This window comes from Bradyrhizobium iriomotense, from assembly GCF_018130765.1.
In the GTDB taxonomy this organism is placed as follows: domain Bacteria; phylum Pseudomonadota; class Alphaproteobacteria; order Rhizobiales; family Xanthobacteraceae; genus Bradyrhizobium; species Bradyrhizobium iriomotense_A.
The window spans coordinates 65,452-89,189 of sequence record NZ_JAFCJZ010000012.1 but is presented as its reverse complement, the minus strand read 5'-3'; the positions used below and the strand labels follow the sequence as shown (position 1 = coordinate 89,189).

Here is a 23,738-nt window from a genome sequence, read left to right as displayed (position 1 = left end):
CGAGATCGTCAGCGCACGCCGACACGATTGACCGGACCGCCGCGATTCATCGGCGTGCCGGCACGAACGCCAACGCCGGGCGCACCGACGCCGGGTGTCGCCACCGCAGCCGCCGCGACCGGGGCTCCCGGTGCAACCACCACCGCCGCCGTCGGCCGCACCACGCAGCCCTTGGGCACGCCGACGGTCTTGCAATAGACCACGGCCTGCGCCGGGCTCGTGCCCAGCGACACCATCGCCGCACCCGCCAGCACCATGACCGTCAGCCCGGCGCTCAGCGCTCCCGCTTTCTTCGACATCTTGCTCTCCTGCTTCCCGTTCGGCGCCCGATGCAATTCACCGGGTCTCGCAGCCGACGTGCAGCCTGAATGGCAAAAGACGGCGCGCGGATACATGCCATGAAGATGGGGGTGCGGCGGCCGGGGCGGCGAGCCGATGCCATGAACATGGCATGGACCGGCACCTGCCCTTCGCGACATCGTCCGGCCGCTTGATCCCGAACGGGACCACCGACAATCCCAAAGAGGTGCTTTATGAAGATTTCAGCTCTTGCCGCGCTGCTGCTTGCCGCCACCGCCCTGCCCGTCGCAGCGCAATCCGGCCCGACGCCACAGGAGCAGATGGCCTGCCGCAGCGATGCCAGCAAGTTCTGCGCCGAGCACATCGGCAAGCCGCCGCAGATGAACGCCTGCCTGCGCGAGAACAAGTCGAAGCTCTCCGACGGTTGCCGCAAGGTCGTGGAGTCGCACGGGGGCTAGACTTTCTTCCTTCTCCCCTTGTGGGAGAAGGTGGCGCGAAGCGCCGGATGAGGGGTTCTCACCACTTGCAAGACTGTCCGTGAGGATAAAGACCCCTCACCCGTCTCGCCGCTATTGCGGCGAGCCACCCTCTCCCACAAGGGGAGAGGGTAGGAACACGTCGTGCTTCTTGAAGCACAAATCTTGCAAGCACTCCGCAGCGGACGTTTCTGCGCGGAGTGCTCTTCAATGTACGACACCATCATCGTGGGTGCCGGTTCGGCCGGCTGCGTCTTGGCCAATCGGCTGTCGGCCGATCCGCACCGCAAGGTTCTGGTGCTGGAAGCCGGCCGCACAGCGCCGCTCGCGTCCGACATTCCCTCGGACTGGCCGACGATGTTCAACACGGCGGTCGACTGGGGCTATTACACCGAACCGCAGGCGGGTTGCCGCGGACGGCGCATCTTCTGGCCGCGCGGAAAGATGGTCGGCGGCTCCGGCGCGATGAATGCGATGATCTATATCCGTGGCCTGCCGTCCGACTATGACGGCTGGGCGCGCGCGGGCTGCGCAGGCTGGGCCTGGCGCGACGTGCTGCCGAAGTTCATCGCCTTCGAGAGCAATGCGCGCTTCACCGACAATCCCTTCCACGGCACGCGCGGACCGCTGCACGTGGCGGACGTTCCCCATGTCGACCCGAACGAGCTGAAATGGCTGGAGGCCGCGCAGGCCGCGGGCCTGCCGCACAATCCGGACTTCAACGGCGCCACCCTGGAAGGCGCGGGCTTCTTCCAGTTCGTCATCAAGGACGGCGAGCGTTTCGGCACCGGCAAGGCCTATTTGCGCCCGGCGCTGGCGCGGGCCAATCTCGCGCTGAAGACCGGCGCGCTTGTCACCCGCATCATCATCGAGCGCTCCCGCGCGATCGGCGTCGAATATCTCGAGAACGGACAGTCGAAAATTGCCTTCGCCACCACCGAGGTGGTGCTCGCCTCCGGCGCCATCGGCTCGGCGCAACAGCTGCTGCTGTCAGGCGTGGGCCCGGCCGACGAATTGAAGACGGCCGGCGTCGAGGTCGTGCACGATCTTCCCGGCGTCGGCAGGGATCTCCAGGATCACATCAACATTCCCATCACCTTCTACACCAAGGAGAAGATCGGCGTCGGCGCCTGGACGGAGGAGAGCCTGGCCGCGAGCCTTGCCGAATGGGAAACCAGCCGCAGCGGCCCGCGCACCTCGCCCTGGGTCGCCGCCGGCGCGCATGTGAAGAGCCGCCCCGACGTCGAGCCCGACCTGCAGCTCTACGGCGCGATCAGCCCGCACCGCGACTATGTCCGCTTCCTGTCGTCGAAGTCAGGCATCACCCTGCATACGACGTTGCAGCGGCCGAACAGCCGCGGCCGGATCACGCTGCGCTCGGCCGATCCGATCGAACATCCCGCGATCGACCCCGGCTATTTCGCATCGGACGCGAGCGGCAACGACATCGCGACCATGATCGAAGGCGTGCGCATCAACCGCCGTATCGCCGCGCAATCGCCGCTGAAGGAGATGATCGAGGGGGAGATCACGCCCAGCGCGGAAGCGGTCAGCGACACCGAGATCGCCGACTACATCCGCGGCCATTGCACGACACTCTATCATGCCGCCTCGACCTGCCGCATGGGCACGGACGATCTGGCGGTCGTCGATCCGCAGCGGTTGCAGGTGCGCGGCATCGACGGCCTGCATGTCGCCGATGCCTCGGTCATCCCGATCATGATCTCGGGCAATATCCAGACGCCGACGGTCCTGATTGCCGAATGCGCGGCCGCGGCGATCCTGGGCTAGGCGCTAATCGTCGTCAGACCCGAACAGCCTGATCTGCGGAAAACCGCCACGCGGCCGGCCCGCATAGTCGCGCGCATCGGAATCTTCGCGGATGCTGCGTGCCACGTCGTCCCAATCGGTGCGGCCGCGCGGATCGCGGGGGTCGTAGCGGTGCCGTTCCGCCCAACGCTCGCGGCGATCCATCCGGCGCCGTTCGGACGCAGCGCGCTTCACGTCGGAATCCCTGGCCTTGGCATAGGCGTTGTCGGGTGAGGAGGACGGCTCTGTCGAAGCCTGCTGCTCTACGGGTTTTGCGGCGCGCGAAGCCGGTGCGGGTTTGGGCGGCTCAACTGCGGCCGCTTGCGAAGGCTGAGGCGCCGGCGGTCCAGCGTTCGCCTGAGTGGTCTGCGCGTCGGGCTTTGCGGCTTCAGGCTTTGCCTCGGCCTGGGCCGGCGCAGCGATCATCGCACCAAAGGCTTGCGAGCCGGTGAGATAGTTCACGCGCTCGGACGACGCATTGGCCTGGGCCGACGCGGCCTCAGTGCGCTGCGCCATCTTGCTGGTGTCCGCACCCTGCTTGGGTGCGATCGGATTCATGATGTTGCCGGCAACGATGCCGCCGCCGAGACCAATGCCAATGGCCACGATGATCGTTCCGGCACCGACGAAATAGGCTGTCGAGGCGCGCATTGATCCACTCCCTCTTTTGGGGCGGGCAACGCGTGGGGATTACCAGATGTTCCTGATGCCGGCGGGTTCCGAAAAGGGAAACCGCGTCAGATCTGTTGCGCGACCTTCTCGAGCCCGATGAGACGGGCGAGCTTGCGCACTTCTTCCTTCTGGTCGTCGCGCAACTGGAACAGCAGCGGCATCGCGGCCGATTTCAACTGCTGCACCTCGTCGCAATTCGGATCGATCTGCGCGCTGGGCGGCGCATTCGGATTCGACAGCTTGTTCGCCTGGATCCTGCGCGCGACGTTGCGCAGCGCGGTCTCGACGGACGGCCAGTAATATTCCTGCGACGATGACAGCTTCAGGCGATCCTTGATGCCCGAAATCTGAACGTCGGAGAGCAGCGAATAGGATTTCTGCGGCTGCGGCTTGGCGACGACCTTCGGCTTGGCCGGGACGTCGACGGCAGGAACCTCGGCCGCGGCGGGCGCCTCATGCGCATTTGCTTTCGGCATCGGGAAATCGGACGGCGTCGCAGCGGCAAAGGCCTGGCGCAGCGGTTCGGTGAGAACCGGCGCCTGCGCGAGCCTGTCGGCAGGCACCTGGACAGGCTCGATCGCGGCTGAGGCCAGAGCGAGCGTCGGAACCAGGCGATCGGCCTTGGCGGCGCGATTGGTGGCAAGCGGCTTCGCTGGCGGGGCTTCGGTGATCATCTCGGCGCTGACGCTGGGCACGCTGTCACGGCCGAGGATGGCGGTGGTGGCGGCGCCGAGGACGAGGAAACAGGTCAGCACAACGATGGTGATGGCTTTGGACAAACGTCTCTCCGCGCCCACAACTTCAAGTCCACGTGATCACTGCCCGGAAACTGGGCGATAATTGAGGCTTAACCGTGCCATCGCGGCGGCAATCGCGCGGACTGCGGCGACAACGCCGAAAAACTCAGTGAAATCAAGCAGCTGCCGCTAGATCGTAGGCGTCCTGGATGTCGGCGACGATCTCGGAGGCCTCCCACACTGCGCGCGGCTCGACCGATTGCAGCGTCACCGTCCAGTTGCCGCCCCGGCGGGTGCGGGGGACGCTGACGATGTCGAAGCGCACATTGCGGCATAGCGGGTGGCGGGCCAGCGCATGGGCGACCCGGACGCGGATCTCGTCCAGCGATGCCGCCGTCTTGGTGTTGAGAAACTCGTAGTCCATCGCCTGTCCCTCTCGGTCCTGATTGGCGGCCGTGAGAGGGATTCTTGGCGAGGCTTGGTTAATCCGCCGTTAAATGAGGGGGGTTTGAGGTATGCGGGATTAACTGTGACCGATGCTATCGCGCCCACCTGCCTCGCGGTATTCCGCGATCGTCCGCGCGACGAGATCATCGACCGCCGGCACGTCGGTGACGCCCGACGTCGAGTGCCCGCCGCTCCAGATATCGCGCCAGCGCTTGGGCCGGTTCTCGCGCGCGGTGACGTCGATATCCTCTGCGATGTCGATCGCGCCGCGCGCCGGCAGGTCGTCGGGATCGAGACCCGCAGCGACGATCGACGGCTTCAGCATGCTGGTCTGCAGGCCCGTGAACGCGGTGGTGAGCAGGATGTCGTCGGCGCTGCTCTCGACCAGCATTCGCTTGTGACGATCATCCGCCATACTCTCGCGTGTGGCGATGAACTTCGTGCCCATATAGCCGAGATCGCAGCCGAGCACCTCGGCCGCATGCAGCGCACGCCCGTCGCTGATGCCGCCCGCGAGCACGATGATGCCGTCATAGAATGCGCGCACCGCGCGGACGAAGGCGAACGGATTGAGCCAGCCGGTCTGTCCGCCCGCGCCCGCAGTGAGCAGCACGAGCCCATCTGCCCCCGCTTCCGCCGCGCGTTCGGCATGGCGGATCGAGGCGACGTCCGCGAACACCAGCGCGCCGGCGTCGTGCAGCGGCTTCAAGACTGGCGCCGGCGAGCCGACCGAGGTGATGACGATCTCCGGCCTGTGCCGCAACAGCACCGCGAGATCCTGCTCCAATCGAACGTTGGAGCGGTGCACGATCAGGTTCGGGCAGAGCGGCGCGGCCTTGCGGCCGGTCTGATCTTCGTGCTGCCGCAGCCGCGTTTCGATCTCGCTCAGCCATTCATCGAGTTGCTCCGTGCTGCGGCAATTCGCAGTCGGGAAGCTGCCGATCACGCCGCTTCGGCAGGCCGCGACCATGAGCTCGACGCCCGACACCAGAAACATCGGCGCGGCGATCAGCGGAAGGGCAAGACGATCGCCGAAACGTTGCAGTCGCTCTGATGTCACGCATGCCTCCCTCGCGCGGGCTTTGTCGTTTCCTCCCGCATTCCCTGTGCTAGCGTTACCGCAAACAATGGCACGCTAGACGCCGATGACAAAGCAACGAGGAAACATATGTCCGATCCGCTCCACGCATCGTCCCCGACTTGCGCGCAGACGCTACGGGCACTGTCGCGCTATCCCGGCCGCACCGCTTTCGCCTGGCCCGGCGGATCGCTGAGCTACCGTGGGACGATCGACCTGATCGGACGCATCCAGGGTGTGTTCATGCGGCTTGGATTGCAGCCCGGCGCGCGCGTCGCCTTCCTCACAGCAAACCGCGCCGACACCTGGTGCGCCGGTGTCGCCGCGCAATTGTCGCGGCTCTGCATCACCTGGCTGCATCCCTTGGGATCGCGAGGAGACCAGCTGTTCCAGCTCGAGGATTCCGAAGCCGAGGTGCTGGTGGTCGATGCGGCCGCCTTCCGCGATCGCGGCGGCGAGCTCGCGGCGAGCGCCGGCCAGCTCAAGGCAGTCTTCACCATGGGACCGGCCGACTATGGCGTCGACCTGTTGCAGGCAATCGAGATCGAAGGCCACACCAGCGCACAATGCCTCGCCCGCCCTGACGATCTCTCCACACTGAACTACACCGGCGGCACGACCGGTAAGTCCAAAGGTGCGCTGCGCTATCACCGCGAAAATGCAGGCGCCGCGGCCGCGATCCTCGCCGACTTCGAGATCCCGGAAGGTGCGCGCTATCTCGCGGTCGCGCCGATCAGCCATGTCGCCGGCACGAAAGTGCTGCCGACCCTGATGCGCGGCGGCACGGTGCACATGCTGAAGGGCTTCGATCCCGAGGCCGTGCTGGCGACGATCGCGCGCGAGCGCATCAACTTCACGCTGTTTGTTCCGACGATGATCTATGTGCTGCTCGACCATCCGGCGCTCGGCAGGACCGACCTGTCCTCACTCGAGCTCGTGCTCTACGGCGCGTCCGCGATGTCGCCAAGCCGGCTGGTCGAAGGCATCGAACGCATCGGGCCGGTGTTCTCGCAGCTCTACGGGCAGACCGAATGCTATCCGATCTCGGTGCTGCGCAAGGCGGATCACGATCCCAGAACGCCGGAGCTGTTCCTGTCCTGCGGCTTTCCGATCGCAGCCTGCGAGGTCAAGCTCCTCGACGACAACGACCAGGAGGTGGCGACGGGCGAAGCCGGCGAGATCTGCGTGCGTGCCCCGCATGCGATGGCGGAGTACTGGAAGCGGCCAGATGTCACCGCCGAGACGCTGAAGAACGGCTGGGTCCACACCGGCGACATCGCGCGCAAGGACGAGCGCGGCTACATGTTCATCCTCGACCGCAAGAAGGACATGATCGTCTCCGGCGGCTTCAACATCTTCCCGCGCGAGGTCGAGGACGTGCTGTCGCAGCATGCCGACGTCGCCATGGTCGCGGTCGTCGGTATCCCCGACGAAAAATGGGGCGAAGCCGTTACCGCTGTCATCGTGCCGCGAGAAGGCGTAAAGCCTGATCCGAACGAGCTGATCGACCTCGTGAAGACGCGAAAAGGCTCGGCGCATGCGCCGAAGCAGATCCAGTTCGTCAAGCAGCTGCCGATGACCGGCGTCGGCAAGGTCGACAAGAAGGTATTGCGTGCAGGCTTCTGGAGCGGACGGGACCGGATGGTGGGGTAAATACCCCGGAATTCTACGGCGTCGTTGTGGCTCCGGCACCACAGCGCGCCACGGAGTGCGCGCCGGCGATGTCCGCGCGATTGCCGACGAATCAGGGAATCAACTAGACCGCTGATGGGGCTGGGAAGCGGAGTATCAAATGAGAGTCGCTTCCTTGGAAAGTGCAGTTGCCGCGGTCACGTTGATCACGGCTATTGTTGTCGTGCTGTGGGAGATCAAAATCTTCTACGGTCTGTGAACTGGCAGGACGCTGGCGTCGAACAAGAGGCCTCCGGACAAGAAGAGGTTCGCGACCAGGGCATCCCTTCCGCGGCGGCGGAAGCTGCCATTCAATCGGCTCCCGGCCTGAACACGGCGAAAGCCATCACGCTCACCGCTTCTCGATGACCAGACTCTGCACAGCCCGGCCGAAATAGCCCTGCCGGTCCGCCAGCCGCGACATCGCAAGGCCCGCGCCATCAGGGCCGATCCAGGAGTCGCCGTCGAGCAGGATCCAGTCGCCGACCGGCTGGCGCGCAAAGCTCACGGTGAGATCGGCGTTGATGTAGGTCCAGGCGCGGAAGTCCAGCGTCGAGGCGGTGCCGTTGGAGAAGTCGGCGGCGACCACGGCGCGCATGGCCTGCGAGACAACTTCGCCCTCGATCAGCGGATGGTCGACGCGAAACCAGATCGCGCCGGCACCGGCCTGACCGAAGCGGCCGCGCGCGGCGCGCATCGAGACCGATCGCACGAACGGGCTGGTCGCGGCGTCACCGTCCTCCACCAACGAGTCCTCCGGAGACGGCAGCGTGACCGGCAGCTCCCTGACATCGTCCGGCAACGCCTGCGCCTGGCGCCTGACCTTGAGCACGGTGGCCCCGACCACCTGCACGCCGTCGGCGAGCAGCTTGATCTCGCAGAGCTGGATCTTGCGGCCCTCGCGCAGCACCTCGGTCGCAATCGTCAGCGGCGCCACCGGCACCGGCCGCATCAGATCGATGGTGACGCGCGCGATGTCCATCGGGGCAGGCGTCGGGATGCGCTCGGCCGCCCATGTCACCAGCGATGCCGGCGCCGAGCCGTGCTGCATGCGCCGGTCCCAGGGACCGGCAGCGTCCGGGCTGGTGACGACGCTGTTGCCGTCGACGCGGTAGATGGGGGGCATCTTTTCTCCGTGGGGCATATTCGGAGCGCAGCAACCGGTGTCATCCCCGCGAAGGCGGGGACCCATACCCCCAGGGAGAAGTTGTGGCACAAGACTGGTAACCAAGAGTCTTCGCCAAACTACTCCCTGTGGTTATGGGTCCCGGATCTGCGCTCGCTTTGCTCGCTTGTCCGGGACGACAGGACCTTACAACGGCGGATCGATCGCTTCGTCGTATTCCTTCTTGAAGCGCGCGATCAGTTCCGCGGCGGGCACGATACCCTCGACGCTTCCGATGCCCTGGCCCGAGCCCCAGATCTCCTTCCACGCCTTCGGCTTGGCGCGCTCGCCCGAGGCGTCGGTGCCGAAATTCATCTTGGAGGGATCGGACGTCGGCAGGTTTTCCGGATCCATCCCGGCGGCGAGGATCGAGGGCTTCAGATAGTTGCCGTGCACGCCGGTGAAGAGGTTGGAGTAGACGATGTCGTCGGCGCTCGAGCCCGCGATCATCTCCTTGTACTTCTCGACCGCATTGGCCTCCTTGGTCGCGATGAACGCCGAGCCGATATAGGCGAAGTCGGCCCCGAGGATACGCGCGGCGCGGATCGCCTTGCCGTTGCCGATGGCGCCCGACAGCGCGATCGGGCCGTCGAACCACTTTCGCGTCTCTGCAACGAACGCCAGCGGCGAGATCGTGCCGGCATGACCGCCGGCGCCGGCCGCGACCAGGATCAGGCCGTCGGCGCCCTTCTCGATCGCCTTGTGCGCGAATTTCTGGTTGATCACGTCGTGGAAGACGATGCCGCCCCAGCCGTGCACGGCCTGGTTCAGCTCCTCGCGCGCGCCGAGCGACGAGATGATCATCGGCACCTTGTACTTGGCGCAGAGCTGCATGTCGTGATCGAGCCGGTTGTTCGACTTGTGCACGATCTGGTTGACCGCGAACGGCGCCGACGGCTTGTCGGGATGCGCGCGGTCATAGGCCGCGAGCTCTTCGGTGATCCGCGCCAGCCATTCATCGAGCAGCTCCGGCGGCCGCGCGTTCAGCGCCGGGAACGAGCCGACCACACCCGCCTTGCACTGCGCGATCACGAGATCAGGCACCGAGATGATGAAGAGCGGCGAGCCGATCACGGGGATCGACAGGCGCCCCTTGAACAAGGCAGGCATGGACATTGCGGCACGATCCTCTTCTGGCAATCATATTGGAGTTGGGAGCCATACCAACAAGGCAATCTTTCCACTGTCAAGTATTGCGTTTTGACGCCGTGGCGGATGCCGTTACCGCAATTCCAAGCAGCGGAATTCCTCTCCCGTCCTTCCGGGGCGCGCTAAAGCGCGAGCCCGGAATCCATTTCGCTATTTGCGCTGAGGCCCGATGGATTCCGGGCTCGACGCTGCGCGTCGGCCCGGAATGACGAGGGAGAGACCGGCGTCTACCCAATCAAATCCGGGTTGATCAGCCGCTCGAACGAGAACATCTCGTCCCACTTCTCCTGCGTCAGCAGCTTGCGCTCGGTCACCACGATCTGGTGCAGCGACTTGCCGCTCTTGTAGCCCTCGCGCGCAATCTCGGCGCATTGCTTGTAGCCGAGCAGCGGCTTCAGCACCGTGACGATGCCGAGCGAGTTCAGCACCATGTTGCGGGTGTGGTCCTCGTTGGCGGTGATGCCGACGACGCAATTCTCGCGCAGGCTGTTGACCGCGCGCTCCATGGTGCGGATCGAGAAGAACAGCGCGAACGAGATCACCGGCTCCATCACGTTGAGCTGGAGCTGGCCGGCGCTTGCCGCCAGCGTCACCGTGGTGTCGAGGCCGATGACGAGGAAGCTGGTCTGGTTGACGACCTCAGGAATGACCGGATTGACCTTGCCCGGCATGATCGAGGAGCCGGGCTGAAGCTGCGGCAGGTTGATCTCGTTGAAGCCGGCGCGCGGGCCGGAGGCAAGCAGGCGGATGTCGTTGCAGATCTTGGTCAGCTTGCTCGCGGTGCGCTTCAGCACGCCGGAGAGCTGCACATAGGCGCCGGTGTCCGAGGTCGCCTCGACGAGGTCGCCGGCGAGAATGAAGTCGAGGCCGGTGAGCGCGCTCAGATGCCGGACCGCGAGTTTTGGATAGCCGACCGCTGCGGTCACGGAGGTGCCGATCGCAGTGGCGCCGAGATTGATCTCGCGCAGCAGCGCGCGCGCCTCGGAGATGCGATCGACCTCCTCGCCGATCGTGGTGCCCCATCCGCGGAATTCGGCGCCGAGAGACATTGGCACTGCGTCCTGCAAATGCGTGCGGCCCATCTTCAGCACGCGGTCGAACTCGCGGCCCTTGGCAAAGAACGCCTCCTGAAGGTGCCGCAGCGCCGTCATATAGCTCTCCAGCCGCAGGATCAGCGCGAGGCGGAAGGCGGTCGGATAGGTGTCGTTGGTGGACTGGCCGTAATTGACGTGATCGTTGGGGCTGACGTGCTGGTAGTCGCCTTTATTGAAGCCGAGCGATTCCAGCGCGAGGTTGGCGATCACCTCGTTCGCGTTCATGTTGGTCGAGGTGCCGGCGCCGCCCTGGATGAAGTCGGTGACGAACTGGTCCATCATGTCGCCGGCGATGACGCGGTCGCAGCCGAGGATGATTGCGTCGGCCACCTTGGCGTCGATCGCGCCGAGGTCGCGGTTGGCCATGGCGGCGGCCTTCTTCACGTAACCGAGCGCCTTCACGAAGTAAGGCTCCTGGTTCATGGGAATGCCGGTGATGTGGAAGTTCTCCTTCCCGCGGATGGTCTGGACGCCGTAGTAGATGTCGTCGGCGATCTCACGCTGTCCGAGGAAATCCTGCTCCGTACGACTCATGGGCGCTCCTTGTTGCATGCGCGCGAGGCCATCACATCAGTTCTGGCACAGCGCGCTGGTCACGAAAGTATCGGTGCGGCAGTCGTCCGGTTTACGTTGCCTGCCCGGGATGAGAACCTTGGCCGAGCATTTCTCGGCGGAGTCGGCGTTGAGGCTCTTGCCTTCCCTGTAACCCTTGCCCTGGCAGAGCTGGTCGGCGGCCTGCTTGCAGTCGGGCGCGCCGTTCGACGAGACCGGGCAGACCACGCGCCCCGACACCATGGTCGAGGGCTTGGTCAGCCGCGACAAGTCGTTCATGGTTTCGCTCGGGCTTTTGATCGGCGGCAGGATCGAGGGCAGCTTGTCGAACAGCTTGCCCATTTCGTTGATCAGCCCGGGATTCTCTTCGCGCGCCGACGGCGCCGATGGAGCTGATGTCGACGGCGGCGGCGCGGCCTGCGGACCCTGCTCCTGCAAGCCCAACGTGGGCGGCGCGGATTGCGTCCATCCGGTCCCGCCGGCACCCAGCAGGAGTGAAATCACCGTGAGAATCAGCGTCCCCCGCCGCAGGACCGGATTGCCGGATCGACCCATCATGCGGCAACCGTAGCCGAAGCCGGCGCAGCGGCAAAGCGTAACGGTTTAGATCAGCTTGACCGCGACCACGAAGCCGAGCACCAGCACCGCGGCACCGATCGCCACCCACAATCCGAGACGCTCCTCGAGCCTGTCCCGGATCCAGTCGCCGTAGCGGTTGAGCAGGATCGCCACGACGAAGAAGCGGCCGCCGCGCGCGACGATCGAGCACAGGATGAACAGGACGATATTGTAGCCGGCAAAACCCGAGGTGATGGTGACGAGCTTGTAGGGGATCGGCGTCAACCCCTTGAGCAGGATGATCACCGCGCCCCACTCGGCATAGGAGGCGCGGAAGGCATCGACCTTGTCGCCGAGGCCATAGACCTGGATCAGCCAGTGACCGACCGAGTCGAACAGCAACGCGCCGATGGCGTAGCCTAACAGGCCGCCGACCACCGACGTCACGGTGCAGACCATGGCATAGACCCAGGCGCGCTGCGGGCGCGCCAGCGACATCGGGATCAGCATCACATCCGGCGGAACCGGAAAGAAGGAGCTTTCTGCGAAAGCCACGGCGCCCATGATCCAGAGAGCGTAGGGCTTGTGGGCGGCGTCGATGCACCAGTCGTAGATACGTTTCAGCATGGCGCCGCGATGAAGCACCATGGGACGGATTTGTCCATCGTGAGTTTTGTGACGCTTTTAATGGCGCTTGCGCGCGGTGCGGCTCTCGAGCGCGACAATTGGCCGCCTGGCGGCCACGCGCGGTGACGCAACTTTGGGCAGCTTCATTGTCGATTTCGGCAACTTCTCAGCGATGCCGAGCATGTCTTCCCGCCGCGTCATCTCGCGCCAGACATCCTCGGGGCGCACGCCGGCCGAGGCCCAGAGCACGGTCAGGTTGTAGAGCAGGTCGGCGCTTTCCCGGATCACGGCCTCACTGTCGCCATTGACGGCATCGATGACGACTTCGATGGCCTCCTCGGCCAGTTTCTTCGCCATTTTGGAGGGGCCGCGCTGAAACAGCCGGGCCGTACGCGATGTTGCCGGATCGAGATCCTTGGCCGCGAGCACAGCCAGATATAGCCGCTCAAGCGAATCACTCATGGTACTCAAAACTACTCTAAACCAATGGCGAGCGCGTTAACGCCCGGCAATAAAAGCAAAAAACAGGCCGGCGCGACAAGCGCGACGGCCTGTTTTGGTCAACCTTTGGTAGCCAAGGGGGCCGGCAAGCCTAGTAGCAGTTCGTGAAGTAGCCTTGGCCACAGAGCTCCGAGGGCGCGGTGCCGCCGTAGCGCTGATACTGGTAGTTCGGGCCCGGGCCGTAATAGGGGCCGTAGGCCGGGGCACTGTAATAGACGGGACCGCCGTAATAGCCGTAGCCCGGACCGTAGTCATAGGCATACGCGTCGCGGGTCGCAGCGATGGCGAGACCGGTGCCAATGGCTGCGAAAGCCGCGGCGGCCGCCGCACCGCCACCACCGCCATGCCAGTGGCGGCCGCCTGCGTAAGAGGCCGTCGGAGCGACCGCGGTCAGCGCCAGCACCGCAGCCGTCGCGAGGACGGCTTTGCGGCCGGTAAGGCTCGAAAATCTGTCAAACATGTGCTGGACCCTCCTTGGGACCTTGAATGGTGCCTTGAGACAGGCTCATGTCTCTCAAACACCCGCATCCCATGTTGGGTTCCCCAACCCCAACACAAGCTGAACGGGGTTGCGTGATCGTGACGCAACCGCCGCTCATCCACCGTTCATGTTGGCGCGCGCACGGTCATCGCCGGCCGGCGCTGCGAGCGTCACAAACCACAACAATGCGGGACCGGCGCAGTTGATGTCAGGACTAAAGACCATCGCCCTTCGCGGCCTGCTGGCCCTTGCAGTCTCGCTCGCCGCGTTGACGGCGCGCGAGGTCACGGCGGCCGAGAGCGCAGCCCCCTCTACAGCGATCCACTTCATCTTCGACCGTCCGATCGATGCCAGCATGGCGCCATTCTTCCTTGCCGCGAAGGACGGCAAGTTCGGCGCCGAGCATCTCAACGTGTCCTTCAACACCGCGGCCGGATCGCCGGAGGCGCTTGCGCGCGTCGCCAGGGGCGACAGCGAGCTCGCATTGGTCGACATCAACGAGCTGATCCGCTTCCGTGACAAGGAAGATGCGGCGCCGGTCAAGGCGGTGTTCGTGCTGTTCAACCGCGCGCCCTACGCGATTGTCGCGCGCAGGAGCCGCGGCATCCACCTCCTGCCCGACCTCGACGGCAAGACCGTCGGCGTCGCCGACGGCGATCTGTCGATGCGGCTGTGGCCGGCGCTGGTGCAGCAGAACAACATCAACACCTCGCGCGTGAAATTCCACAAGATCAGCGCAGCCGTGCGCGAGCCGATCCTGTCCGCAGGACAGGTCGATGCCGTCGCCGGCTTCAGCCATCTGTCGGCGGTGAACCTGCGCGACCGCGGCGTGCCCGGCGGCGATCTCGTCGTGCTGCGTTATGCCGACTATGGTTGCGAAGCCTATGGCTTCGCGGTGGTGGCCAACCCCGCCTTCGCCGCGACGAAGCCGGACGCCGTGAAGGGTTTCGTCCGCGCGCTGATCGCCGGCATCAACGCAACGGTCAAAGAGCCGGCGCGTGCGGCGGACGAGGCTGCTAGCCGCATCGACGATGGCGACCGCGAGCTCGAGCAGGAGCGCCTGCGCACCGTGCTCGTCGACAACATCCTGACCGACGAGGTCAGGCGCAACGGCCTCGGCGACATCGACCCGGCGCGCCTGGAGCGCTCGATCGACCAGATCGCCCAGGACTTCAAATTCCGCAAGCGGCCGGCGGCAGGCGACATCTTCGATGACCGGTTCCTGCCGCCGGTCGCGAGCCGGCTCATCAATTGAGCAAAACGGAAAGCTTCCGCTGTATCTCGCGGGTGATCCCGGCTTAGAATACGGGCCCATCAGCTGCCCGAGTTGCCAGTCCGCATGTCCATGCTCCGTCTCTATTCCCGCGTTCTCGAGCTGCTCGGCAAGGAGGCGCGGCTCGGCTGGCTGCTGGCGGTCGCCAACCTCCTGCTCGCCGCCTCGCAATTCGCCGAGCCCGTGCTGTTCGGGCGGATCGTCGACGTGCTCTCGGGCAAGACCGTGGCCGGCTCGAGCTCGGCCTGGCCGTTTCTGGCCGCCTGGGTGGCGTTCGGGCTGTTCACCATCGGCTGCAGCGCACTCGTGGCCCTGCAAGCCGACCGGCTCTCGCACCGCCAGCGCCAGGCGGTGCTGACCGACTATTTCGAGCACATCCTGCAGCTGCCGCTGACCTTCCACTCCGGCACCCATTCGGGCCGGCTGATGAAGGTGATGCTCAACGGCACCGATGCGCTGTGGCGGCTGTGGCTCGGCTTCTTCCGCGAGCACTTTGCCGCGATCCTCTCCGTCGTGGTGCTGCTGCCGCTGTCGCTGTATCTGAACTGGCGGCTCGCGATCCTGCTGTTCGTGCTCTGTGTCGTCTTCACCGCGCTGACGACCTTCGTGGTGCGCAAGACCTTCGGCATGCAGATGGAGGTCGAGGAGCACTACAGCGAGCTCTCCGCCCGTGCCTCCGACGCGCTCGGCAATGTCGCTCTGGTGCAGAGCTTCGTGCGCGTCGAATCCGAGGTGAAGGGGCTGCGCTCCGTCGCCGACGATCTGCTGGCCGCGCAGATGCCGGTGCTGTCCTGGTGGGCACTCGTCACCGTCATCACGCGGGCCTCGACCACCATCACGGTGCTCGCGATCTTCACCCTCGGCATCGCCCTGCACGACCAGGGGCTGACCTCGGTCGGCGAGATCGTGATGTTCGTGAGCTTCGCGACGATGCTGATCCAGAAGCTCGAGCAGGTCGTGAGCTTCATCAACAACGTGTTCATGGAAGCGCCGCGGCTGCGCGAATTTTTCAATGTGCTCGACGCCGTGCCCGCTGTCCACGACCGGCCCGACGCGATCGACGCCGGCAGGCTGTCCGGCCTCGTCGAGTTCAACGACGTCACCTTCTCCTATGACGGCAAGCGCCCGGCGATCGAGGACCTCACCTTCACCGCACTGCCCGGCCAGACCATTGCGCTGGTCGGCCCGACCGGCGCCGGCAAATCCACCGCGATCGCGCTCTTGCATCGCGCTTTCGATCCGCAATCCGGCATCATCAAGATCGACGGCATGGACGTGCGCGGCGTGACGCTGACCTCACTGCGACGGAACATCGGCGTCGTGTTCCAGGAAGCGCTGCTGTTCAACCGCTCGATCGAGGAGAATTTGCGCGTCGGCAAGCCGGACGCGACCGAGGCCGAGATGCGGAAAGCGGCCGAGCGCGCGCAGGCGCTCGACTTCATCGAGCGCAGCGGCGGCTTCGCGACCAATGCCGGCGAGCGCGGCCGCATGCTCTCGGGCGGCGAGCGCCAGCGCCTCTCGATCGCCCGCGCGCTGCTGAAGGACCCGCCGATCCTGATCCTGGACGAGGCCACCTCCGCGCTCGATGCCGTCACCGAGGTCAAGGTGAACGCCGCTCTCGACGAAGTGATGAAGGGCCGCACCACCTTCGTGATCGCCCATCGCCTCTCCACCATCCGCAACGCCACGCGGATCCTGGTGTTTGAGAACGGGCGCGTGATCGAAACCGGAACTTTCGATGAACTCGTGGCCAAAGGCGGCCATTTTGCCGAGATGGCCAGGGCCCAGTTCATGGTTCAGGAAAACGCGCGGGCCAGCGTGACGGCCGCCGAGGCTGCCGCGACAGCCGTCAAATCCCCCTAGCAAGTCCCCACAGGACCGTCGAAATTCGGCCTACTTCCTTGCGGAATACCGGCCCGAAGCCCCTATTCTCGACGCACGAGCCGGTATAGGTTTGCGACGCCGCAAGCGGCGGCGCCGGATTTCAGAACCCGAAACTCAGATCACGAGAACCGCCCGTATCAGGCGGATCTCCAAGGACCGGAATCGGATAGTGCACGCCTTTCGCCCGCTGCTTCGCAAATCCCTGTTCAACCTGTTCGCTGCGACCCTCGCATGCGCTGCATTGCTCGCGCCGCGTGCGGCGAGCGCCGAAGCGCTCCTGCTGATCGAAGCGGACAGCGGCAAGGTGCTGCAGGCAGACAACGCGACCATTCCCTGGTATCCGGCCTCCGTCACCAAGATCATGACAGCCTATGTGACGCTGAAGGCAGTGAAGGACGGCCGGCTCACGCTCGACACGCTGCTCACGGTGTCGCCGACGGCCGCCTCGCAGTCGCCCTCGAAGATGGGGTTCCGCCCGGGAACGCAGCTCACCGTCGACAACGCGCTGAAGATGATGATGGTGAAGTCGGCCAACGACATGGCCGTGGTGCTCGCCGAAGGCGTCGGCGGTTCGATCGACGGCTTCTCCGCGATGATGAACGACACCGCGCAGAAGCTCGGCATGACGCAGACGAGCTACGTCAATCCGAACGGCCTGCCCGCGGACGGCCAGATCACCTCGGCCCGCGACCTCGGCATTCTCGCCCGCTCGTTCCTGCGCGACCTGCCCGAATACGAATATTTCGTGCACATCCCGGCAATCCGCTTCGGCAAGCGCGTCACCGGTAATTTCAACAAGCTGATCGGCCGCTATCCCGGCGCCGACGGTTTCAAGACCGGCTTCATCTGCGCCTCCGGCTACAATCTCGTGGCGTCGGCGACACGCAACGGCCGCCGACTGATCGCAGTGGTGCTGGGTGCGAGTTCCGGCACCGCCCGCGCGGTGAAGGCGGCGCAGCTGCTCGAGCGTGGCTTCAGCCAGGACGGTCTCACCTGGCTCCGCCCCTCGCTCGGCACCGTCGACAAGCTGACGCCGGTCGATGCCTCGCCGCCGAACCTGCGTGACGAGATGTGCGGCGGCCATCGCAAGCGGCCGGCGAGCGACGATGACGACGCCCTGATCGCAGCCAATGGCGGCACATCAGGATCGGCCTCCGCCACCGGTGGCGAAGCCCAGGTGACCTTCTTCACCGCCGGCCTCCAGCCGCCCCTGATGAAGGCCTCCGAGCTGATGGCCTCGGCGCCGGCGGCAGCCGAGCCCGTACTGGTTTATACCGGCCCGACCCGCACCGGCACCGCCCTGATCGCGGCGGTCGCGGCCGATGCCGACCAGCAGGCGACGCCAAAGCCGCGTGGCAAGAAGTCGCGCGTCGCCAAGAAGCCTGACGCAGCCGACAAGCCCACTGACAAGCCGAAGGACGCGAAGACGGCAGCGGCAAAGCCGGATGCCAAGCCGGATGCCAAGCCGGCTGGCGTCAAGAACGACGGCAAGACCGCAGCCAAGCCGGCCGGGACCAAGCATGCCGCGGCCAAGCCCGATGCGGCGGCAAAGCCCGCGGCAAGCGGCGACCAGGCCGCGAAACCCGCCAAGCCCAAGGCCGCAACCAAGCCTCCCGCCAAGCCGGCCAACAACAGTTAACGCCGTTCGGAATTAAACCTCCGCCCGCGCTTCGCACCTGCGGCAAGCGCGATTTGCGACGATTCCAGTAGCCACTCTCCGACCTTTGCCCTAAGCCTCGACGGCTTGCCACCCGTTCCGGCAGGCTCGATACTGGCGGCAATGAGGCAAGCCCGAGACACAACGGGCTCTGGTAAATTGAGGGGAGTTTTCCATGGAGCGCATCTGGCTCAAGCAATATCCGCCCGGCGTGCCCGCCGACATCGAGCCGACGCAATACGCATCGCTGGTTGACCTGCTGGAGGAGAGCTTCACCAAGTTCGCCGACCGCAAGGCGTTCATCTGCATGGACAAGTCGATCAGCTATCGCGACCTCGACCAGATGTCCGTCGCGCTCGCCGCTTACTTGCAAGGCCGCGGGCTCCAGCGCGGCGCGCGCGTCGCCATCATGATGCCGAACGTGCTGCAATATCCGGTCGCGACCGCCGCGGTTCTGCGCGCCGGCTTCGCCGTCGTCAACGTGAACCCGCTCTACACCCCGCGCGAGCTCGAGCATCAGCTCAAGGATTCCGGCGCCGAAGCCATCGTCGTGCTGGAGAATTTTGCGCACACCGTCGAGCAGGTGATCGCCAGGACACCGGTGAAACACGTCATCGTCGCCAGCATGGGCGACCTGCTCGGCTTCAAGGGCATGATCGTCAACCTCGTCGTCCGCCGCGTCAAGAAGATGGTGCCGGCCTGGTCGCTGCCGGGCGCGGTGTCGTTCAACGACGCATTGTCAGCCGGCCGCTCTCTGACCTTCAACAAGCCGAAACTGTCGCCGGGCGACGTCGCCTTCCTGCAATATACCGGCGGCACCACCGGCGTCTCCAAGGGCGCGACCCTGCTCCACCGCAACATCGTCGCCAACGTCCTGCAGAACGATGCCTGGCTCCAGCCGGCGCTGGCGCAGCCGCCGCATGTCGAGCAGCTGATGATCGTCTGCGCGCTGCCGCTCTATCACATCTTCGCGCTGACGGCCTGCTACCTGCTCGCGGTGCGCGCGGGCGGCTGCAATCTCCTGATCCCCAACCCGCGCGACATCGCGGGCTTCGTCAAGGAGCTTGCGAAATACCAGGTCAACAGCTTCCCGGCCGTCAACACGCTCTACAACGGCCTGATGCACCATCCTGATTTCAAGAAGCTCGACTTTTCCAAGCTGAAGATCTCCAACGGCGGCGGCATGGCGGTGCAGCGCCCGGTGGCCGAGCAGTGGAAGGCGGTGACCGGCTGCTTCATCGCCGAAGGCTACGGCCTGTCCGAGACCTCGCCGACGCTGACCTGCAACCCCGCGACCACGACCGAGTTCTCGGGATCGATCGGCATTCCCGTGCCCTCGACCTGGATCTCGATCCGTGATGACGACGGCAACGAAGTGCCGCTCGGCCAAGCCGGTGAGATCTGCGCCAAGGGCCCGCAGGTGATGTCGGGCTACTGGAACAGGCCGGAAGAGACCGCCAAGGTGATGACGGCGGACGGCTATTTCCGCACCGGCGACATCGGCGTGATGGACGAGAAGGGCTACACCAAGATCGTCGACCGCAAGAAGGACATGATCCTGGTTTCCGGCTTCAACGTCTATCCCAACGAGATCGAGGAAGTGATCGCGAGCCATCCGGGCGTGCTCGAATGCGCCGTGATCGGCATCCCCGACTCCAAGTCCGGCGAGGCGGTGAAGGCGTTCGTCGTGAAGAAGGACCCGAACCTCACCGCCGAAGCCGTGATCAAGTTCTGTCACGAGCAGCTGACCGGCTACAAGGTGCCCAAGCACATCGAGTTCCGCACCGACCTGCCGAAGACCAATGTCGGCAAGATCCTGCGGCGGCAGCTCCGCGACGAGAAGAAGGCGGAGGCGGCTTGAACCGCTCATCCGGTTCATGACTGACGTTGGGAATATCGGCCCGGCCGGTATTCTCGCCTTCTGGCGCGAGGCCGGCGGCGAACGTTGGTACAAGCGCGACGACGCGTTTGACGCGGAGATCACGCGCCGCTTTCTCCCGCTGTGGCAGAAGGCGGCCGCCGGCGAACTCTCATCATGGGAGGCAGGCGACGACGGCGCGCTCGCGCTGGTCATCGTGCTCGACCAGTTTCCTCGCAACATGTTCCGCGGCACGCCGGAGGCCTTCGCCAGCGACGCGCTGGCGCGCGAGGTCGCCCACCGCGCCATCGAGCAAGGCGTCGACCGCAGGATCGATCCCACCCTGCTCGAATTCCTCTACATGCCCTTCATGCATTCCGAGCACCTGGCCGACCAGCTGCACTGCGTCGCGCTGTTTGCGAACACCGACAATACCGAGAACCAGAAATACGCGCGGGAGCACGCCGATATCATCCAGCGGTTCGGCCGCTTTCCCCACCGCAACCGCGTCCTCGGACGCGAGACCACGGAGGAAGAACAGGCCTTCCTCGACAATGGCGGCTTTTCCGGCTGATGACATCACGGTGAAAGGCGGCGGCCTGCGCCGCTTTCCCCGCCGGCAATATTGTGCAGGCCCGCCGCCCGGTCTAAAAAGCCCCATCGATTTTCAGGGAGACTGACGATGGCGATCCAGACTGGCGACAAGCTGCCCGAGGCGAAATTCCGCGTGATGACGGCGGAAGGCCCGCAGGTGAAGACCACCGACGATATCTTCAAGGGCAAAAAGGTGGCGCTGTTCGCCGTGCCCGGCGCCTACACCGGCACCTGCCACAAGATGCATCTGCCGAGCATCTTCCTCAACGCCTATGCCATGAAGGACAAGGGCGTCGACACCATCGCGATCGTCTCGGTCAACGACGCCTTCGTCATGAACGCCTGGAAGCGCGACACCGACCAGCGCGACGAGGCGATCTTCCTCGCCGACGGCAATGCCGAGTTCGCCAAGGCGATCGGCATGGAGCTGGACGCCTCCGCCAACGGCCTCGGCATTCGCTCCAAGCGCTATTCGATGCTGGTCGAGGACGGCGTGGTGAAGAAGCTGAACCTCGAGGCGATGCCCGGCAAGGTCGAAGTTTCGGGCGGCGATACGCTGCTGGGGCAGCTGTAAGCTTTAGCCCCGGCTCCTTCCAAGCGGGAAGTGCCGTAGGGTGGGCAAAGGCGCGTCAGCGCCGTGCCCACCATATTTCCTCGATTGAGAAAAAGCCGTGGGCACGCTTCGCTTTGCCCACCCTACGAAACCGGGCGACGCGGGCAACGGCGCCCCCTACTCCCCCACCCGCTGCTGCAACCGCGCCTTCGCGATCCCGTCGCGCGCAAGCTGATCCGCGCGCTCGTTCTCGGGGTGGCCGGCATGGCCCTTGACCCAGTGCCAGCGCACCTGGTGCTGCTTCAAGGCGGCATCGAGGCGCTGCCATAGCTCGACATTCTTGACCGGCTTCTTGTCGGCGGTGCGCCAGCCGTTGCGCTTCCAGCCGAAGATCCACCCGGTGATGCCCTGCCGGACATACTGGCTGTCGGTGTAGAGATCGACGGTACACGGCTTCTTCAGCGCCTCGAGCGCGGAGATCGCCGCCATCAATTCCATCTGGTTGTTGGTGGTGTGGCGCTCGCCGCCGTTCAGCTCTTTTTCCTTGTCGCCGAACTTCAGGATTGCGCCCCAGCCGCCCGGCCCGGGATTTCCCGAGCAGGCGCCGTCGGTATAGATCGTCACATTGGGGAGCTCGCTCACGCCACCAGCCCCGACGACATCAGCCCGTAGTCACGCACACTCGTCACGCTCTGGTGGAAGCGCAGCTTGCGGACATATTCCAGCGGATCCTTGGGCTTGACCAGCGCGCCGGGCGGCACGTTGAGCCAGTCCACCAGCCGCGTCAGCAGGAAGCGGATCGCCGCGCCGCGCGCCAGCAGCGGCAGTGCAGCCTCTTCGGCCTCGGAGAGCTTGCGCACACGGCCATAGGCATTGAGGAAGGCGCGCGCCTTGGTGACGTTGAACGAATGATCCGGCTCGAAACACCAGGCGTTCATGCAGATCGCGACGTCATAGGCCAGCATGTCGTTGCAGGCGAAAGTGAAGTCGATAATGCCCGAGAGCTTGTCGCCGAGGAAGAAGACGTTGTCGTTGAAGAGGTCGGCGTGGATCACACCCTCAGGCAGATTGGTCGGCCAGACGCCGCTCTCGAGATGATCGAGTTCGGCTGCGAGGAACGCATGCAGGCCCGGCTGCACCTCGTCGGCGCGGTGTGACGCCGCGTCGAACAGCGGCCGCCAGCCCGCAACCGACAGCGCATTGGCGCGCCGAACCGCGAAATTGGCGCCGGCCAGATGCATCCGCGCCAGCCCCTCGCCGACACCGGCGCAATGGGTCGCATTCGGCTTGCGCGGCCAGACGCCTTCGAGAAAGGTGATGATCGCGGCGGGGCGGCCCGACAGCTCGCGCAGCGCTTCGCCGTCGCGTCCCTTCACCGGCAGCGGGCAATTGACGCCGTGCTCGGCCAGATGCGTCATCAGCGCGAGGAAGAACGGCAGATCGTTCTTCGCCACGCGCTTCTCATAGAGCGTGAGGATGAACGATCCCTGGCTGGTGTGCAGCAGGAAGTTGGAGTTTTCGACGCCCTCGGCGATGCCCTTGTAGGAGAGCAGTTCGCCGAGATCGTATTGCCTCAGGAAATCCGCAAGCTCGTCGGCGGCGACGTCGGTGTAGACCGCCATAAGGGTCTACTCGGCGGCAGCTTCGGGGCGCACCTGACGCGGCAGCGGGAAGAACTCGTTCTCCTCCGCGGCCGAGACCGTCTCCACGTGCAGCGTGTAGCGCTCGGCGAACGCGTCCATGATCTCCTCGACGATCACTTCCGGCGCGGAGGCGCCCGCGGTGATGCCGAGGCTGGTGATGTTGCCGAACTTGGTCCAGTCGATATCGGTGGCGCGCTGCGCCAGCACCGCGATCTTGCAGCCCTCGCGTTCGGCGACCTCGCGCAGGCGCTGCGAGTTCGACGAATTGGGGGCACCGACAACGATGAGTGCGTCCACCACCGGCGCCACCTTCTTCACCGCGAGCTGGCGGTTGGTGGTGGCGTAGCAGATGTCTTCCTTGTGCGGACCGTTGATGTTCGGGAAGCGCTCCTTGAGCAGCGCCACGATCTCCGCGGTGTCGTCGATCGACAGCGTGGTCTGGGTCACGAAGGCGAGGTTGTCGGGGTCCTTCGGATTGATGGTCTTGGCGTCCTCGGCGGTCTCGATCAGGGTCACGGCGCCGGCCGGAAGCTGGCCGAGCGTGCCGACCACCTCGGGGTGATGGGAATGGCCGATCAGGAAGATCTCGCGGCCGCGCTTGAAATGGATCGCGGCCTCGCGGTGTACCTTGGTCACCAGCGGGCAGGTCGCGTCCAGCGAGAACAGATTGCGGGACTGGGCGTCGGCCGGAACCGATTTCGGCACGCCATGGGCCGAGAACACCACCGGCGCGGTGGTATTTTCCGGGATTTCAGCCAGTTCCTCGACGAAGATGGCGCCCTTCTTCTTCAACCCGTCGACGACATATTTGTTGTGCACAATCTCATGGCGAACATAGACGGGGGCGCCGTACTTATCGAGCGCCCGTTCCACGGTGTCGATCGCCCGGACCACCCCGGCACAGAAGCCGCGGGGAGAACAAAGCACGATCTTGAGGTCTGGTTTGGCTGACATTGGGC

24 protein-coding genes are annotated in these 23,738 nt (G+C 65.2%); 9 read left to right on the top strand and 15 right to left on the bottom strand.

Going from position 1 to position 23,738, the window contains the following annotated elements:
* Positions 1–8: 8 nt before the first annotated feature.
* Positions 9–299: a hypothetical protein gene (locus JQ635_RS21080; protein WP_211411707.1), complete on the bottom strand. Its 291-nt coding sequence runs from the start codon at positions 297–299 to the stop codon at positions 9–11.
* A gap of 234 nt (positions 300–533) precedes the next feature.
* On the opposite strand from JQ635_RS21080, the gene JQ635_RS21075 reads away from it, so the two are divergent.
* Both JQ635_RS21075 and JQ635_RS21070 read left to right on the top strand, forming a co-directional pair.
* Positions 534–758, top strand: a complete 225-nt coding sequence (locus JQ635_RS21075; protein ID WP_211411706.1) for a cysteine rich repeat-containing protein — start codon at positions 534–536, stop codon at positions 756–758.
* Positions 759–986: 228 nt separating this feature from the next.
* On the top strand, positions 987–2,567 hold the full coding sequence (locus JQ635_RS21070; protein ID WP_211411705.1) for a GMC family oxidoreductase: 1,581 nt from the start codon (positions 987–989) through the stop codon (positions 2,565–2,567).
* Positions 2,568–2,570: 3 nt separating this feature from the next.
* Here the strand turns inward: JQ635_RS21070 and JQ635_RS21065 are convergent, their stop codons facing one another.
* From JQ635_RS21065 to JQ635_RS21050, 4 genes are all read right to left on the bottom strand, one after another.
* Positions 2,571–3,236 carry a hypothetical protein gene (locus JQ635_RS21065; RefSeq protein ID WP_211411704.1) on the bottom strand — a complete coding sequence of 222 codons (666 nt, stop codon included), beginning with the start codon at positions 3,234–3,236 and terminating at the stop codon, positions 2,571–2,573.
* Between the two features lie 86 nt (positions 3,237–3,322).
* Positions 3,323–4,036 (bottom strand): hypothetical protein, encoded by a 714-nt coding sequence (locus tag JQ635_RS21060; RefSeq protein WP_211411703.1) that lies wholly within the window; start codon positions 4,034–4,036, stop codon positions 3,323–3,325.
* A 133-nt stretch (positions 4,037–4,169) separates the two neighbouring features.
* Positions 4,170–4,418, bottom strand: coding sequence for a hypothetical protein (locus JQ635_RS21055; RefSeq protein WP_183246881.1), 249 nt, complete (start codon positions 4,416–4,418; stop codon positions 4,170–4,172).
* A 99-nt stretch (positions 4,419–4,517) separates the two neighbouring features.
* Positions 4,518–5,501 carry an NAD(P)H-dependent flavin oxidoreductase gene (locus JQ635_RS21050; RefSeq protein WP_211411702.1) on the bottom strand — a complete coding sequence of 328 codons (984 nt, stop codon included), beginning with the start codon at positions 5,499–5,501 and terminating at the stop codon, positions 4,518–4,520.
* 108 nt (positions 5,502–5,609) lie between these two features.
* On the opposite strand from JQ635_RS21050, the gene JQ635_RS21045 reads away from it, so the two are divergent.
* Positions 5,610–7,172, top strand: coding sequence for an AMP-binding protein (locus JQ635_RS21045; RefSeq protein WP_211411701.1), 1,563 nt, complete (start codon positions 5,610–5,612; stop codon positions 7,170–7,172).
* Positions 7,173–7,542: 370 nt separating this feature from the next.
* On the opposite strand, the gene JQ635_RS21040 is transcribed toward JQ635_RS21045, so the two are convergent.
* The 7 genes from JQ635_RS21040 to JQ635_RS21010 all read right to left on the bottom strand — a co-directional run bounded on the left by JQ635_RS21040 (position 7,543) and on the right by JQ635_RS21010 (position 13,296).
* Entirely contained in the window at positions 7,543–8,316 is a 774-nt protein-coding gene (locus tag JQ635_RS21040; RefSeq protein WP_211411700.1) for a thioesterase family protein, read from the bottom strand.
* A gap of 186 nt (positions 8,317–8,502) precedes the next feature.
* The gene (locus JQ635_RS21035) at positions 8,503–9,471 is read right to left on the bottom strand and encodes an NAD(P)H-dependent flavin oxidoreductase (RefSeq protein ID WP_211411699.1); all 969 of its coding nucleotides are present in this window, start codon (positions 9,469–9,471) and stop codon (positions 8,503–8,505) included.
* A 260-nt stretch (positions 9,472–9,731) separates the two neighbouring features.
* A complete protein-coding gene (locus JQ635_RS21030; protein WP_211411698.1) occupies positions 9,732–11,132 on the bottom strand; it encodes an aspartate ammonia-lyase in 1,401 nt (466 codons plus the stop codon).
* 36 nt (positions 11,133–11,168) lie between these two features.
* A complete protein-coding gene (locus JQ635_RS21025; protein ID WP_211411697.1) occupies positions 11,169–11,708 on the bottom strand; it encodes a hypothetical protein in 540 nt (179 codons plus the stop codon).
* 45 nt (positions 11,709–11,753) lie between these two features.
* A complete protein-coding gene (locus JQ635_RS21020) occupies positions 11,754–12,356 on the bottom strand; it encodes a YqaA family protein (RefSeq protein ID WP_211411696.1) in 603 nt (200 codons plus the stop codon).
* 36 nt (positions 12,357–12,392) lie between these two features.
* Entirely contained in the window at positions 12,393–12,797 is a 405-nt protein-coding gene (gene hisE, locus JQ635_RS21015; RefSeq protein ID WP_211411695.1) for a phosphoribosyl-ATP diphosphatase, read from the bottom strand.
* A gap of 130 nt (positions 12,798–12,927) precedes the next feature.
* The gene (locus JQ635_RS21010; RefSeq protein WP_211411694.1) at positions 12,928–13,296 is read right to left on the bottom strand and encodes a hypothetical protein; all 369 of its coding nucleotides are present in this window, start codon (positions 13,294–13,296) and stop codon (positions 12,928–12,930) included.
* A 226-nt stretch (positions 13,297–13,522) separates the two neighbouring features.
* On the opposite strand from JQ635_RS21010, the gene JQ635_RS21005 reads away from it, so the two are divergent.
* From JQ635_RS21005 to JQ635_RS20980, 6 genes are all read left to right on the top strand, one after another.
* Positions 13,523–14,572, top strand: coding sequence for an ABC transporter substrate-binding protein (locus tag JQ635_RS21005; protein ID WP_211411693.1), 1,050 nt, complete (start codon positions 13,523–13,525; stop codon positions 14,570–14,572).
* 84 nt (positions 14,573–14,656) lie between these two features.
* Positions 14,657–16,453 (top strand): glucan ABC transporter ATP-binding protein/ permease, encoded by a 1,797-nt coding sequence (locus tag JQ635_RS21000; protein ID WP_211411692.1) that lies wholly within the window; start codon positions 14,657–14,659, stop codon positions 16,451–16,453.
* A 190-nt stretch (positions 16,454–16,643) separates the two neighbouring features.
* Complete coding sequence (locus tag JQ635_RS20995; RefSeq protein ID WP_211411691.1) at positions 16,644–18,113, top strand: D-alanyl-D-alanine carboxypeptidase family protein; 1,470 nt, start codon at positions 16,644–16,646, stop codon at positions 18,111–18,113.
* Between the two features lie 193 nt (positions 18,114–18,306).
* A complete protein-coding gene (locus tag JQ635_RS20990) occupies positions 18,307–19,992 on the top strand; it encodes a long-chain fatty acid--CoA ligase (RefSeq protein ID WP_211411690.1) in 1,686 nt (561 codons plus the stop codon).
* Between the two features lie 16 nt (positions 19,993–20,008).
* The gene (locus JQ635_RS20985) at positions 20,009–20,563 is read left to right on the top strand and encodes a DUF924 family protein (protein ID WP_211411689.1); all 555 of its coding nucleotides are present in this window, start codon (positions 20,009–20,011) and stop codon (positions 20,561–20,563) included.
* A 108-nt stretch (positions 20,564–20,671) separates the two neighbouring features.
* A complete protein-coding gene (locus JQ635_RS20980) occupies positions 20,672–21,157 on the top strand; it encodes a peroxiredoxin (protein ID WP_008543132.1) in 486 nt (161 codons plus the stop codon).
* Between the two features lie 156 nt (positions 21,158–21,313).
* Here JQ635_RS20980 and rnhA read toward each other — a convergent pair whose 3' ends face one another.
* The 3 genes from rnhA to ispH are packed head-to-tail and all read right to left on the bottom strand — an operon-like array spanning position 21,314 to position 23,733.
* Positions 21,314–21,778 carry a ribonuclease HI gene (rnhA, locus tag JQ635_RS20975; protein ID WP_211411688.1) on the bottom strand — a complete coding sequence of 155 codons (465 nt, stop codon included), beginning with the start codon at positions 21,776–21,778 and terminating at the stop codon, positions 21,314–21,316.
* Positions 21,775–22,758: a homoserine kinase gene (locus JQ635_RS20970; protein ID WP_211411687.1), complete on the bottom strand. Its 984-nt coding sequence runs from the start codon at positions 22,756–22,758 to the stop codon at positions 21,775–21,777. The genes rnhA and JQ635_RS20970 overlap by 4 nt, the downstream gene beginning before the upstream one ends.
* A gap of 6 nt (positions 22,759–22,764) precedes the next feature.
* Positions 22,765–23,733 (bottom strand): 4-hydroxy-3-methylbut-2-enyl diphosphate reductase, encoded by a 969-nt coding sequence (ispH, locus tag JQ635_RS20965; RefSeq protein ID WP_211411686.1) that lies wholly within the window; start codon positions 23,731–23,733, stop codon positions 22,765–22,767.
* Between the last annotated feature and the right edge of the window lie 5 nt (positions 23,734–23,738).